Source organism: Pseudomonas sp. PDM13, from assembly GCF_025685765.1.
GTDB classification, from domain to species: Bacteria; Pseudomonadota; Gammaproteobacteria; order Pseudomonadales; family Pseudomonadaceae; genus Metapseudomonas; species Metapseudomonas solani.
The window spans coordinates 73,605-86,977 of the sequence record NZ_JAOTQU010000012.1; the positions used below are offsets into that span (position 1 = coordinate 73,605).

15 protein-coding genes are annotated in these 13,373 nt (G+C 65.1%); 13 read left to right on the plus strand and 2 right to left on the minus strand.

What is annotated here, in order from left to right:
- The first annotated feature begins 21 nt into the window (after positions 1-21).
- The 13 genes from fleN to OEJ36_RS14380 all read left to right on the plus strand — a co-directional run bounded on the left by fleN (position 22) and on the right by OEJ36_RS14380 (position 11,354).
- Positions 22-855 carry a flagellar synthesis regulator FleN gene (gene fleN, locus OEJ36_RS14320; RefSeq protein WP_021220576.1) on the plus strand — a complete coding sequence of 278 codons (834 nt, stop codon included), beginning with the start codon at positions 22-24 and terminating at the stop codon, positions 853-855.
- Positions 852-1,598 carry an RNA polymerase sigma factor FliA gene (gene fliA, locus OEJ36_RS14325; protein ID WP_031288164.1) on the plus strand — a complete coding sequence of 249 codons (747 nt, stop codon included), beginning with the start codon at positions 852-854 and terminating at the stop codon, positions 1,596-1,598. Before fleN ends, fliA begins: the two co-directional genes overlap by 4 nt.
- An 84-nt stretch (positions 1,599-1,682) precedes the next feature.
- Positions 1,683-2,057, plus strand: coding sequence for a chemotaxis response regulator CheY (locus tag OEJ36_RS14330; RefSeq protein ID WP_003083073.1), 375 nt, complete (start codon positions 1,683-1,685; stop codon positions 2,055-2,057).
- Positions 2,058-2,076: 19 nt separating this feature from the next.
- Positions 2,077-2,865, plus strand: coding sequence for a protein phosphatase CheZ (locus tag OEJ36_RS14335; protein WP_021220574.1), 789 nt, complete (start codon positions 2,077-2,079; stop codon positions 2,863-2,865).
- 11 nt (positions 2,866-2,876) lie between these two features.
- Complete coding sequence (locus OEJ36_RS14340; RefSeq protein WP_263402060.1) at positions 2,877-5,156, plus strand: chemotaxis protein CheA; 2,280 nt, start codon at positions 2,877-2,879, stop codon at positions 5,154-5,156.
- Between the two features lie 40 nt (positions 5,157-5,196).
- On the plus strand, positions 5,197-6,312 hold the full coding sequence (locus OEJ36_RS14345; RefSeq protein ID WP_263402061.1) for a chemotaxis response regulator protein-glutamate methylesterase: 1,116 nt from the start codon (positions 5,197-5,199) through the stop codon (positions 6,310-6,312).
- A gap of 16 nt (positions 6,313-6,328) precedes the next feature.
- Positions 6,329-7,069, plus strand: coding sequence for a flagellar motor protein (locus OEJ36_RS14350; protein ID WP_021220571.1), 741 nt, complete (start codon positions 6,329-6,331; stop codon positions 7,067-7,069).
- 10 nt (positions 7,070-7,079) lie between these two features.
- The gene (gene motD / locus OEJ36_RS14355) at positions 7,080-7,970 is read left to right on the plus strand and encodes a flagellar motor protein MotD (protein ID WP_263402062.1); all 891 of its coding nucleotides are present in this window, start codon (positions 7,080-7,082) and stop codon (positions 7,968-7,970) included.
- 40 nt (positions 7,971-8,010) lie between these two features.
- Positions 8,011-8,799, plus strand: a complete 789-nt coding sequence (locus OEJ36_RS14360) for a ParA family protein (protein ID WP_031288163.1) — start codon at positions 8,011-8,013, stop codon at positions 8,797-8,799.
- An 87-nt stretch (positions 8,800-8,886) separates the two neighbouring features.
- A complete protein-coding gene (locus tag OEJ36_RS14365; RefSeq protein ID WP_263402063.1) occupies positions 8,887-9,816 on the plus strand; it encodes a CheW domain-containing protein in 930 nt (309 codons plus the stop codon).
- Positions 9,817-9,914: 98 nt separating this feature from the next.
- On the plus strand, positions 9,915-10,394 hold the full coding sequence (locus tag OEJ36_RS14370) for a chemotaxis protein CheW (RefSeq protein WP_021220567.1): 480 nt from the start codon (positions 9,915-9,917) through the stop codon (positions 10,392-10,394).
- Positions 10,395-10,398: 4 nt separating this feature from the next.
- Positions 10,399-10,806 carry a DUF2802 domain-containing protein gene (locus OEJ36_RS14375; RefSeq protein ID WP_169708443.1) on the plus strand — a complete coding sequence of 136 codons (408 nt, stop codon included), beginning with the start codon at positions 10,399-10,401 and terminating at the stop codon, positions 10,804-10,806.
- A 119-nt stretch (positions 10,807-10,925) separates the two neighbouring features.
- Positions 10,926-11,354: a rhodanese-like domain-containing protein gene (locus OEJ36_RS14380; RefSeq protein ID WP_021220565.1), complete on the plus strand. Its 429-nt coding sequence runs from the start codon at positions 10,926-10,928 to the stop codon at positions 11,352-11,354.
- Here OEJ36_RS14380 and OEJ36_RS14385 read toward each other — a convergent pair.
- Together OEJ36_RS14385 and OEJ36_RS14390 are read right to left on the minus strand one after the other, a co-directional pair.
- The gene (locus OEJ36_RS14385; RefSeq protein ID WP_021220564.1) at positions 11,344-11,679 is read right to left on the minus strand and encodes an EscU/YscU/HrcU family type III secretion system export apparatus switch protein; all 336 of its coding nucleotides are present in this window, start codon (positions 11,677-11,679) and stop codon (positions 11,344-11,346) included. The genes OEJ36_RS14380 and OEJ36_RS14385 overlap by 11 nt on opposite strands.
- Before the next feature lie 37 nt (positions 11,680-11,716).
- A complete protein-coding gene (locus OEJ36_RS14390) occupies positions 11,717-13,258 on the minus strand; it encodes a flagellar hook-length control protein FliK (protein WP_263402064.1) in 1,542 nt (513 codons plus the stop codon).
- Between the last annotated feature and the right edge of the window lie 115 nt (positions 13,259-13,373).

The following is a 13,373-nucleotide window of genomic DNA, read 5'->3' on the forward strand; positions in this document are numbered from 1 at the left end:
ACGTGAGACAAGGTGTAATAAATGGGTAGTTTGCATCCCGTACAGGTGATTGCCGTAACCGGCGGCAAAGGTGGCGTCGGCAAGACCAACGTGTCGGTGAACCTTTCGCTGGCCCTCGCCGATCTCGGTCGTCGGGTCATGCTGCTGGACGCCGACCTTGGCCTGGCCAACGTCGACGTACTGCTCGGCCTCACCGCCAAGCGCACCCTGGCCGACGTGATCGCCGGCGAGTGCGACCTGCGTGACGTGCTGCTGCAGGGCCCGGGCGGCGTCCGTATCGTGCCGGCCGCCTCGGGCACCCAAAGCATGGTGCAGCTCTCGCCCATGCAGCACGCCGGCCTGATCCAGGCCTTCAGCGAGATCAGCGACAACCTCGACGTCCTGGTGATCGACACCGCCGCCGGCATCGGCGACGCGGTGGTCAGCTTCGTGCGCGCGGCGCAGGAAGTGATCGTAGTCGTGTGCGACGAGCCCACCTCCATCACCGACGCCTATGCTTTGATCAAGCTGCTCAACCGCGATTACGGCATGAGCCGTTTCCGCGTATTGGCCAACATGGCACACAGTCCGCAGGAGGGTCGCAACCTCTTTGCTAAGCTGACCAAAGTGACTGATCGCTTCCTGGATGTGGCCTTGCAATACGTCGGCGCGGTGCCCTATGACGAATCCGTACGCAAGGCCGTGCAGAAGCAGCGCGCGGTTTACGAAGCCTTCCCGCGCTCGAAGTGCGCCCTGGCGTTCAAGGCGATAGCCCAGAAAGTGGACAGCTGGCCCCTCCCGGCCAACCCACGCGGTCATCTGGAGTTCTTCGTGGAGCGCCTGGTGCAGCAACCGATCGCGGATTCGGCCATATGACACCCGCTAGTGGACTTCGTATGTACAACAAGGCACAGGCTAGGGATTCCCAGCACCAGCTGATCGAGCGTTATGCGCCGCTGGTCAAACGTATCGCCTACCACCTGCTGGGCCGCTTGCCGGCCAATGTCCAGGTGGAGGACCTGATGCAGGCCGGCATGATCGGCCTGCTCGAAGCCTCGAAGAAATACGATTCCAGCAAGGGCGCAAGTTTCGAGACCTATGCCGGCATCCGCATCCGCGGTGCCATGCTCGATGAAGTGAGAAAAGGGGATTGGGCACCACGCTCGGTCCATCGCAACACCCGGATGGTGAGCGATGCCATCCGGAAAATTGAGGCAAGAACCGGGCGAGACGCTAAAGATCAGGAAGTTGCGGCCGAACTTGGATTGAGTCTCGAAGATTACTACGGCATCCTGAGCGACACTTTGGGCAGCCGCCTGTTCAGCTTCGACGACCTGTTGCAGGACGGTGAGCATGGCGCGACGCACGAAGACACCGGAGTCACCCATCTCGAACCTTCGAATGATCTGGAAGACGAGCGCTTCCAGGCGGCGCTGGCCGACGCCATCGCCAATCTGCCGGAACGAGAGCGCTTGGTACTGGCGCTGTATTACGACGAAGAGCTGAATTTGAAGGAAATCGGCGAAGTGCTGGGGGTCAGTGAATCGCGGGTCAGCCAGTTGCACAGCCAATGTGCCGCACGCTTGCGGTCGCGGCTGGGTGAATGGCGCGCGCACTGATTGGCACGCCGGTTTTTCGATTGATCGACGCCCCCGTTATTCGGGGGCGTTTAGGACTGTACGGAGGTCGATTTGGACAAGAACATGAAAATCCTCATCGTGGACGATTTCTCGACGATGAGACGCATCATCAAGAACCTCCTGCGTGACTTGGGTTTCACCAATACCGCAGAGGCCGATGATGGCACCACCGCTCTACCCATGCTGCACAGCGGCAATTTCGATTTCCTGGTCACCGACTGGAACATGCCGGGTATGACCGGGATCGATCTGTTGCGCGCCGTGCGTGCCGACGAGCGCCTCAAGCACCTGCCGGTGCTGATGGTGACGGCCGAGGCCAAGCGTGACCAGATCATCGAAGCGGCCCAGGCCGGTGTGAACGGCTATGTGGTCAAGCCTTTCACCGCCCAGGTGCTCAAAGAGAAGATCGAGAAGATCTTCGAACGGGTCAACGGCTGATGCCAGTCGCGAGGACGCCATGGACCAAAAAGATTCCCAACCGGGAGACCTTGAGTCGACCCTGAAAAACCATGCGCGCGAGCTGGTCGATACCCTTGAAAAGGGCAATTTCGGCGATGCCGTGCAACTCATCCATGAACTCAACAAGGTCCGTGATCGCGGGCTTTACCAAGAGGTCGGCAAGCTGACGCGCGAGTTGCACACCGCGATCGTCAACTTCCAGATCGACCCGCACCTGCCCCATGCCACCGAGGTTTCGCAGATCGCCGACGCCACGGATCGTCTTTCCTACGTGGTGAAGATGACCGAGAAGGCCGCGAACCGGACCATGGACCTGGTGGAGGAGAGCGCACCGCTGCTCAACGGCCTAGGCGATGAAGCCCAGAGCCTGGGAGAGGAGTGGGGCCGCTTCATGCGTCGGGAAATTGGCGCGGACGCCTTCCGCGACCTGGCCAAGCGCATCGAGACTTTCCTTGCTCGCAGTCAACGCGACACCGAACAGCTTTCGTCGAGGATGAACGACATCCTCCTTGCCCAGGACTATCAGGATCTCACCGGCCAGGTGATCAAGCGCGTCACCCAACTGGTCACCGAGGTCGAGAGCAACCTGGTGAAATTGGTACTGATGGCCAGCGATGTCGATCGCTTCGCTGGTATCCACCACGACCGTGCGGAGATCGTGGCTGAAAAAGAAAAACAAAAAGAGCCTTCCAGGGGTGAAGGTCCGCAGATCAATGCCGATAAGCGTGATGATGTCGTGTCCGGTCAGGTCGATGTCGATGATCTGTTATCCAGCCTTGGATTCTAGGGAGCAACCGAATGAGCTTCGACGCCGATGAAGAAATCCTCCAGGACTTCCTGGTTGAGGCCGGCGAAATATTGGAGCAATTGTCCGAACAGCTGGTCGAGCTCGAGAGCCGTCCGGACGATATGGATCTGCTCAATGCCATTTTCCGCGGCTTCCACACGGTCAAGGGTGGTGCCGGCTTCCTCCAGCTGAATGCGCTGGTGGAGTGCTGCCACATCGCCGAGAACGTCTTCGACATCCTGCGCAAGGGCGAACGCCGTGTGACGGCGGAGCTCATGGACGTGGTCCTGCAAGCGCTGGACACGGTCAACGAGATGTTCAGCCAGGTACGCGAGCGCGCCGAGCCGACGCCGGCCACGCCTGAGCTGCTGGCTGCCCTGGCGCGCCTGGCCGAGCCGGGTGGTGACGAGGCGGCCGAGCCGGAATACGAGCCCGAGCCCGAGCCAGAACCGGAGCCCGCTGCGGAAGTCGAAGCCGCGTCCGGCGATATCACCGACAGCGAGTTCGAACAGCTGCTCAACGTGCTCGATGAGCCCGCTGCCGAGTCGAGCGCCAGTGCGGCCTCATCGGCCGTTGCCGGTGCTGACGAAATCAGCGACGACGAGTTCGAAGCGCTGCTCGACCAACTGCACGGCAAGGGCAAGTTCGTGGCCGAGCAGGCCCCTGCTGCGCCTGCCAAGGCCGCCGCTCCGGCGCCCGCGCCTGCAGCACCTGCCGGTGGCGGTGACGAGATCAGCGACGACGAGTTCGAAGCACTGCTCGATCAACTGCACGGCAAGGGCAAGTTCGTGGCCCCGGCTGAGGTCGAGGCACCTGCACCCGCTGCCAAGGCCCCCGAGGCGCCTGCCGCCGCCGGTGCCGGCGAAAACATCACCGACGACGAATTCGAAGCGCTGCTCGACCAGCTCCACGGCAAGGGCAAGTTCGTTGCTGAAGCCGCGGAGGCAGCCCCTGCCAAACCGGCTGCGCCGGCCAAGCCCGCTGCCGCTCCGGCCGCCAAGCCTGCCGCCGCGAAACCGGCTGCAGCACCCAAGGCTGCCGAACCGGCCAAGCCCGCTGCCAAGCCTGCGGCCGCTCCTGCGCCTGCCGCGGGTGGCGACAAGGCCGCTTCCGCCGCCAGCGAGGCCGAGACCACGGTACGCGTCGACACCGCGCGCCTGGACGAGATCATGAACATGGTCGGCGAGCTGGTACTGGTGCGTAACCGCCTGGTGCGCCTGGGTCTGAACAGCGGCGACGAGTCCATGGCCAAGGCCGTGTCCAACCTCGATGTGGTCACCGCCGATCTGCAGACCGCGGTCATGAAGACCCGCATGCAGCCGATCAAGAAAGTCTTCGGCCGCTTCCCGCGCCTGGTCCGCGACCTGGCGCGCAACCTGAAGAAAGAGATCAACCTCGAGCTGGTGGGTGAAGAGACCGACCTCGACAAGAACCTGGTCGAAGCACTGGCCGACCCGCTGGTCCACTTGGTGCGCAACGCCGTCGACCACGGCGTCGAGACGCCCGAGGAGCGCGAGGCCGCCGGCAAGCCACGCACCGGCCGCGTGGTGCTTTCCGCCGAACAGGAAGGCGACCACATCCTTCTGATGATCACCGACGACGGCAAGGGGATGGACGCCAATATCCTCCGCGCCAAGGCGGTGGAGAAGGGGCTGCTGGACAAGGACGCCGCCGACCGCCTGACCGATCTCGAGTGCTACAACCTGATCTTCGCCCCGGGCTTCTCGACCAAGACCGAGATTTCCGACGTCTCCGGCCGCGGTGTCGGCATGGACGTGGTGAAGACCAAGATTTCCCAGCTCAACGGCACGGTCAACGTGTTCTCGCAGAAGGGGCAGGGCTCGAAGATCGTCATCAAGGTGCCGCTGACCCTGGCGATCATGCCGACCCTGATGGTGATGCTGGGCAATCAGGCCTTCGCCTTCCCGCTGGTCAACGTCAACGAGATCTTCCACCTCGACCTGTCGCGCACCAACGTGGTGGACGGCCAGGAAGTGGTGATCGTGCGCGACAAGGCACTGCCGCTGTTCTACCTCAAGCGCTGGCTGGTGCGTAACGCTGCCCACGAGGAACAGGGCGAAGGCCATGTGGTGATCCTCTCCGTGGGCACCCAGCGCATCGGCTTCGTGGTGGACCAGCTGGTCGGCCAGGAAGAGGTGGTGATCAAGCCCCTGGGCAAGATGCTCCAGGGCACTCCCGGCATGTCCGGCGCCACCATCACCGGCGATGGACGCATCGCCCTGATTCTCGACGTGCCGAGCATGCTCAAGCGCTACGCGCGCCGCGGTTGATCGTTTAGGCGGCCTCGGTGGCCGCCTGTTAGGAGTGTTTATGGCAGTCAAGGTTCTGGTGGTTGATGACTCCGGTTTCTTCCGCCGTCGTGTCTCGGAGATTCTGTCCGCCGACTCCAATATCCAGGTGGTCGGTACCGCCACCAATGGCCGCGAGGCCATCGATCAGGCGCTGGCGCTCAAGCCGGACGTGATCACCATGGACTACGAGATGCCGATGATGGACGGCATCACCGCGGTGCGGCACATCATGCAGCGCTGCCCGACCCCCGTGCTGATGTTCTCCTCCCTGACCCACGAAGGCGCCCGGGTGACCCTCGACGCCCTCGATGCGGGTGCGGTGGATTTCCTGCCGAAGAACTTCGAGGACATCTCGCGCAACCCCGACAAGGTCAAGCAACTGCTCTGCGAGAAGGTGCACAGCATCGCCCGCAGCAACCGTCGCTACAGCAGCTACAGCCCGGCACCGGCGGCTCCGTCTCCTGCGCCCAGCCACGCTGCGCCCGCGCCGGCCCCGTCGCGCCCCAGCGCCGGTGTCGCCCCTGCGCCGGCTTCCAGCTCGGGCGGTTCTTCCAGCCCGGCTCCCAAGCGCAAGTCATACAAGCTGGTGGCCATCGGCACGTCCACTGGCGGCCCGGTGGCCCTGCAGCGGGTGCTGACCCAGCTGCCCGGTAACTTTCCGGCGCCCATCGTCCTGATCCAGCACATGCCGGCGGCTTTCACCAAAGCCTTCGCCGAGCGTCTCGACAAGCTCTGCCGGATTTCCGTCAAGGAAGCCGAGGACGGTGACGTGCTGCGCCCCGGCCTGGCCCTGTTGGCGCCCGGTGGCAAGCAGATGATGGTCGACGGCCGTGGCACCGTGCGCATCCTTCCGGGTGACGAGCGGCTGAACTACAAGCCCTGCGTCGACATCACCTTCGGCTCGGCGGCCAAGGCCTATAACGACAAGGTCCTGGCGGTGGTGCTCACCGGCATGGGCGCCGATGGCCGGGAAGGCGCGCGCCTGCTCAAGCAGGGCGGCAGCCAGGTCTGGGCGCAGGATGAAGCCAGTTGCGTGATCTACGGCATGCCCATGGCCATCGTGAAGGCCAACCTGGCCGACGCCGTCTACGGGCTCGACGATATCGGCAGGCACATAGCCGAGGCGTGCCTGTAATGGAGAACGCGCGTCAATGGATGTACTGAGCGTTGTCGGCGTCATACTTGCGCTCGTCGCCATCATCGGCGGCAACTACCTCGAAGGTGGCCACGCGGGGGCGTTGCTCAACGGCCCCGCTGCGCTGATCGTGGTGGGCGGTACCCTCGGGGCTGCGTTCCTGCAGACCCCGATGAGTGTGTTCAAGCGGTCCCTGGTGACCATTCGCTGGATCATCTTCCCCCCGCAGATCGACCTGGCCGGCGGCATCAATCGCGTGGTCGGCTGGAGCATGGCTGCCCGCAAGGAAGGCCTGCTGGGCCTCGAGCCCATCGCCGATTCCGAGCCGGACCCGTACGCCCGCAAGGGCCTGCAGCTGCTGGTGGACGGTGCCGAACCGGAAGCCATCCGCAGCATCCTCGAGGTGGACCTCTACACCCAGGAAGCCCGTGATATCCAGGCCGCCAAGGTGTTCGAAAGCATGGGCGGCTACGCGCCGACCATCGGCATCATCGGTGCGGTGATGGGCCTGATCCACGTCATGGGCAACCTGGCGGACCCCAGCCAGCTGGGCGGCGGCATCGCCGTGGCCTTCGTCGCCACCATCTACGGCGTCGGCTTCGCCAACCTGCTGCTGCTGCCCATCGGTAACAAGCTCAAGTCCATCGCCATGCGCCAGTCGCGCTACCGGGAGATGCTGCTCGAAGGCATCCTCTCCATCGGCGAGGGCGAGAATCCCCGCTCCATCGAGTTGAAGCTGCAAGGCTTCATGGATTGATGGAGGCGATATGGCCCGCAGACGTCACCAGGAAGAACACGAGAATCACGAGCGTTGGCTGGTCTCCTACGCGGACTTCATCACCCTGCTGTTCGCCTTTTTCGTGGTGATGTACTCCATCTCCTCGATCAACGAAGGCAAGTACAAGATCCTCTCGGAGACCCTCACCGGCGTCTTCAACCAGCCGGATCGTTCGATCAAGCCGATCCCCGTTGGCGATGAGCGTCCGCGTACCACCGAAGCGGACAAGTCCATGACCGACAGTGGCTCCAGCGACACGCCGAGCGCGGCCACCGATCCGCTGCAGGAGATCAGCCAGGACATCAACGAGGCCTTTGGCGAGCTGATCAAGGACGGGCAGATGACGGTTCGCGGCAATGAGCTGTGGGTGGAGATCGAGCTCAACTCCAGCCTGCTGTTCCCCAGCGGCGACGCGATACCGGCGAACGAGGCCTTCACCCTGATCGAGAAGGTGGCCAAGATCCTGGCGCCCTACGAAAACCCGGTGCACGTAGAAGGTTTCACCGATAACCTGCCGATCAATACGGCGAACTATCCTTCCAATTGGGAGCTGTCTACGGCACGGGCCTCGAGCATCGTGCGCATGCTCTCGATGGATGGCGTGAACCCGGCGCGCCTGGCCGCGGTCGGCTATGGCGAGTTCCAGCCGGTGGCGGACAATGCGACGGCCGAAGGGCGCGGGCGCAACCGGCGCGTGGTATTGGTGGTGTCGCGCAACCTGGACGTGCGTCGTGCGGTTAGCGGCGTAGGCAGCGCCAATGCAAAACCGGATGGCGCCCTGCAGCGTGCTGGCACGCAACCTGCACCAGCGCCAGAAGCGAGGCCCCCAGCAGCGGGGGCCGTCAATTCCCCGTCGCCGGCCCCAGCGGGCGGACAATGATTCTCGGCAAGGCGGCGTTTCTGCCGGGAGGATGAAGAACATGAGAGTTTGGGCGGTAGCCAATCAAAAGGGTGGAGTGGGCAAGACCACCTCGTCGATCGCACTGGCGGGCCTGCTGGCCGATGCCGGCAAGCGCGTGGTCGTGGTCGACCTCGACCCCCACGGTTCCATGACCAGCTACTTCGGGCATGACCCGGACACCCTGGAACACAGCTGCTTCGACCTGTTCCTGCACCAGGGCACGGTGCCCGATGGCCTGCCGCGCCAACTGCTGCTGCAGACCAGCCACGAACGCATCTCGCTGCTCCCCTCCAGCACCGCGCTGGCCACCCTGGAGCGCCAGTCGCCCGGGCAGAACGGCCTGGGCCTGGTGATCGCCAAGAGCCTGGCGCAGCTGTGGCAGGAATTCGACCACGCCATCATCGACAGCCCGCCGCTGCTGGGCGTGCTGATGGTCAACGCCCTGGCCGCCAGCCAGCAGCTGGTGATCCCGGTGCAGACCGAGTTCCTCGCCGTCAAAGGCCTGGAGCGCATGGTCAGCACCCTGGCGATGATCAACCGCTCGCGCAAGCAGGCGCTGCCCTACACCATCGTGCCGACCCTGTTCGACCGCCGTACCCAGGCCTCCCTGAATACCCTGCGGGTGCTGCGCAATTCCTACCCCGAGCACCTGTGGCCGGCCTATATCCCGGTGGACACCCGCCTGCGCGATGCCAGCCGCGCCGGGGTGACGCCGTCGCAATACGATTCCAACAGCCGCGGGGTGATCGCCTATCGCGCGCTGCTCAAGCATTTGCTCAGTCAGCAACTGGCCGCCCAGGTAGCCTGAAATGACCGACTATGCTGAACTGCATACCTCAAGTCCCGCAGCCTTGCTGCCGATAGACTGTGGAGTCCACTCCTGCAGGTCCCATCCATGAGCCGTACCGTCGCCACCGCCACAAGGCCGCAGCTGGCCTTGCAGTCCTACCTCGATTCCCTGCTGCAGGAAGCGGCCGTCGAATTCGCCGACAGCATCAGCCTGGACGAGTTCGAGGCTGCCGTGCTGGAGGAACAGGTTCGTGATGCCCGGCTGACCGTCAAACCGGTGATCGCCGCCGTGCCGGCCCCGGCGCCTGCCCCGATCGCCGCGGCGGTCTCGGCGCCTGCGCCCGTGGCCAGGCCGGTGCTGGAGGCCACGCCGCTGCGCACCCTGGTCGCCGCGCCGACGGAGCTGCGTACCGAGGTCAAGCCCGTAGCGCCGGCGCCTGTCCCACCGCCTGCCGCCCCCATTGCCCCTGTGACGCCAGTCGCCCGCCCGACCCTGGTGGAGCCGGTGGCCGAGCTGAAGACCGCCAACGCGCCGCTGCTGGACAGCGAGCCGGTGGCCTCCGACGGCCGCCCCAGCTGGGCTGAAGAACCCTTCGAGTGCCTGCTGTTCGATGTCGCCGGCCTCACCCTCGCGGTGCCGCTGGTGTGCCTGGGCTCCATCTACCCGCTGGCCGGCCAGGAACTCACGCCGCTGTTCGGCCAGCCCGACTGGTTCCTCGGCATCCTGCCGAGCCAGGGGGGCAACCTGAAGGTGCTCGACACCGCGCGCTGGGTCATGCCGGACCGCTACCGCGATGATTTCCGCGAAGGCTTGCAGTACGTTATCTCCGTCCAGGGCTACGAGTGGGGCCTGGCCGTGCACCAGGTGAGCCGTTCCATCCGCCTGGACCCGAGCGAAATCAAATGGCGCAGCCAGCGGACCCAGCGTCCGTGGCTCGCCGGTACCGTGATCGAACACATGTGCGCGTTGCTGGACGTCGCCGCCCTGGCTGAACTGATCGCCAGTGGTGCCGTCAAGAAGATGTCGCTCAACTGAACACCTGCGCCTCGCGAAAGCGCGGCGCTCCGGATTTGAAACAAGCGGGCAGAACCCGCGAACGCCGCCCCGGGCGGTTCAAGAAGAGGCTAGGGAACATGAAGAAATCGTCAGGGCAAGGTTCCGAAGATCCCATCCTGCAATGGGTGACTTTCCGCCTGGATAACGAGACCTACGGCATCAACGTGATGCAGGTCCAGGAAGTCCTGCGTTACACCGAGATCGCGCCGGTCCCGGGTGCTCCGAGCTATGTGCTGGGCATCATCAACCTGCGCGGTAACGTGGTCACCGTGATCGACACCCGCCAGCGCTTCGGCCTGGATTCGGCGTCGGTCACCGACAACACCCGCATCGTCATCATCGAGGCGGACAAGCAGGTCGTGGGCATCCTCGTCGACAGCGTCGCCGAAGTGGTCTACCTGCGTCAGTCCGAGGTCGAGACCGCGCCCAACGTGGGCAACGAGGAATCGGCCAAGTTCATCCAGGGCGTCTGCAACAAGAACGGCGAGCTGCTGATCCTGGTCGAGCTGGACAAGATGATGAGCGAGGAAGAGTGGTCGGAGCTGGAGAGCATCTGACGTGCTGATCGAGATCGCGCTGCTGGTCCTGGCGGTCGCTTGTGCAGCCCTCGCAGTCACCTGCGTGCGGCTGCAGAAGGGGCAACGCCTGGCGGCCGAGGAGCAGGCCAAGCGCGATGCGGTGCGCGACCAGCGCATCAAGGAGCTGGCGCGTCGGCTCGACGCCTACCTCAGCGGCTCCATCCGCATGGGCGAGGAGCTGCACGAGCTGCGCCGCGTGGTGGCGCCGCTGCCGGACAAGGTCAGCCAGATCGAGCAGCGCGACCCCAGCAGCCTGTCCTTCACCCAGGCCGCGCGCCTTGCCGGCATGGGTGCCAGCGTCGATGACCTGACCCATTCCTGTGGCCTGACCCAGGCCGAGGCCGAGCTGGTCAGCAAGCTGCAATTGGCCCGCAAGCAGAAACAAGGCTGAACCCCGCTTTAACTCCCTCCTGCTCTAACGAACGCGCCCGCTCTGAACCAATAGTTCCAAGGCCGGCGCCCCTCGCTGCCTAAGCTCAAGACTCGGGTCCCGATTCCGCGAGCGCCGCCATGCGTGTTCTGTCCTTCCTGCTGCTTTGCGTTCTGCCCCTGGCCCAGGCCGAGGAGGCGCCCCTGCGCGTCAAGGGCGCGACCACGGTCAACGTGCTCCAGGCCAAGCGGCTATATGACTACGGTGCGCTGTTCATCGATGTGCGGCCTTCGGCGGAATGGAGCTGGGGCCATGTGCACGGGGCGGTGCACCTCGACCTGGCCGACCGCTTCGCCGGGCTGGCCATGCCCCACTGGCCCCGGCACGTGCCCCTGGTCATCTACTGCGACAGCGACGTCTGCCCCCGTGGCGCCTTGGCGGCGCAGCTCGCCGTGAGCTGGGGCTACAAGCAGGTGTTCTACTTCCGCGAGGGCTATTTCGCCTGGCAACTGCTGGACTTCCCCCTGGGCAAGGGGGTGGAAGGCGAGGTGCTGGCCCTCAGCCCCTAGGGCCGCCCAGCAGCGGTACCGGTGGGGTGACGTCGCGCTCGCCGTCGGCGACGAAACCGGCGGGGCACTTGCCCTTGAGGTACCAGGCGAAGGCGATGATTTCGGCGAGGGTGCGATACAGCGCCTCGGGAATCGCCTCGCCCAACTCCATGCGCGCCAGCAGGCGCACCAGTTCGGCGTTCTCATAGATCGGCACTTCGTATTCGCGGGCGATGGCGAGAATCGCTTCCGCCAGCTCGTCGTCGCCCTTGGCGGTGAGGCTCGGGGCGGAGACACCGTCGTAGGACAGGGCGATGGCCTGGCGCGGCTGCTTGGCCTGGGTCATTGCGGGTTGCTCCGGGGGCGCGGGAAGGAGAGGGGGCTCATGCGGTTTCGTCCACCCAGCGCTGTTGCAGGTTGGTACGCGGGCCTTGCGGCGGTATGCCCTGGCGGCAGGCCAGCTCGCTGACTTCGAGGCCGGCGGAAACCAGGCGCTCGCGCAGGTTGGGCAGCTCGCCGTCGATCAGGCTGGCGGTGCGGGCCCGTTCGGCCCAGAGCTGGCTGGAGATGGCGCCGCGCAGCAATTGCGCCTGCACCTGCAGCGGCCCCAATGGCTCCATGTCGAACGCCAGCTCGATGCGCCACAGGGTGTCCTTCTGTTCTTCCTTGCTGCGTTTCTGCGGGCTTTGCTCCTGCTGCACCTTGACCTGCAGGGGCACGATGTCCTGGTTGTTGCGCATGGGCAGTTCCAGCTGCCAGGTGGTCAGCAGGTTGCCCTCGGGGGTCATCTGCGACTGGGCCAGGCTCGACAGCTGGTGGGTCTGCAGGCGCGAGACCGCAGCGGCGGCCATCTTCAGCAGCAGCTCCAGGTCACCTTCGCCTTCGGCCTGCTGCGCCAGGCGCGAGGGCAGGGGAAAGCTCAGTGCCTGCTGGCGGGCGCTGGCCTGGCCGAGGGAGCCCAGGGCGCTGCGGATGAAGGCCGGCAAGGCCTGGGCCATGGCGTTGCTGGCGCCGGCGGTGGGCAGTGCGGCCGGGCCATTGGGCAGGTTGGGCAGCAACTGGGCGATCAGGCGCAGCAGGTTGCCCTTGATGTCCTGGCCGAGGGCCGCGCCGTGGCCGGCCAGCAGCCGGGCCTCCAGCAGCGCGCCGCTGTTTTCCATGGCCTTGGCCAGGAGCTTGGAGTCACTGAGCTGGGCCGCGTCGGGCAAGCTGTTCAGCAGCCGGTCGACGGTGCCGCGAAGGTTGCTCGGCAGCTCGTCGCCCATGCCCTTCAAGGCTTGTACCAGGCCTTCCAGTGAGCCCTGGCGGCTTTGCTGGTTGGCCAGTTGCTGGGTCAGGGCGAGCTGGTCGAGCTGGGCGGAGAGGGGGAGGAACTGCAGCGACTGGCTGCTCTGCACCTGGGCACTCAGCAGGCTGCCGAGGGGCAGCGGCAGCGGGCCTTCCACCGCCATCTGGCGGCCGGCCAGGGGGGTATTGATCAGGTTGATCAGCGAGCGATAGACCGTGGTGCGCGCTTCGGCCAGTTGCTCGCTGGAAACCACCTTGCCCTGCACCAGGGTACCCACCGGCAGCTGGTCGAGGTCGATGCTGTCCAGCGCTGCGGTGCCGCCGGGTTGCAGGGCCACCATCAGCTTGGTTTCCGAGACGGCGGTGACGTTGATCAGGCTGCCCTGGGCCAGGGGGCGGTTGCTGCTGGCTTCCACCGTGGTCTGCTGGCCACCGTTGAGCGTGAGCTTGAGCAGCACCTGGAAGCTGTTCTGTGCCGACTCCTTGACGCTCACCACTTCCGCGTCCGCGCTTTCCCCCGCCGAGAGCAGGCCGTTGATCGGTTGCAGCAGCTTGATCGCGGCTTCCGCGACCGTTTGCACGGGGCGGCTGGCCGGTGGTGTGGCGCTGATGGGGCGCGAGGTGCTGATCTCGGTCATCAAAGGGTTACAACCTGTTGAAAGCCCCCTTCGGGGGCCGTGGATGACATGTATAATGCCGCCCCGTCCGGGCCGGGCGCTGTTTTGCGCGTACCTGAGTATAGCGGCCGGCACC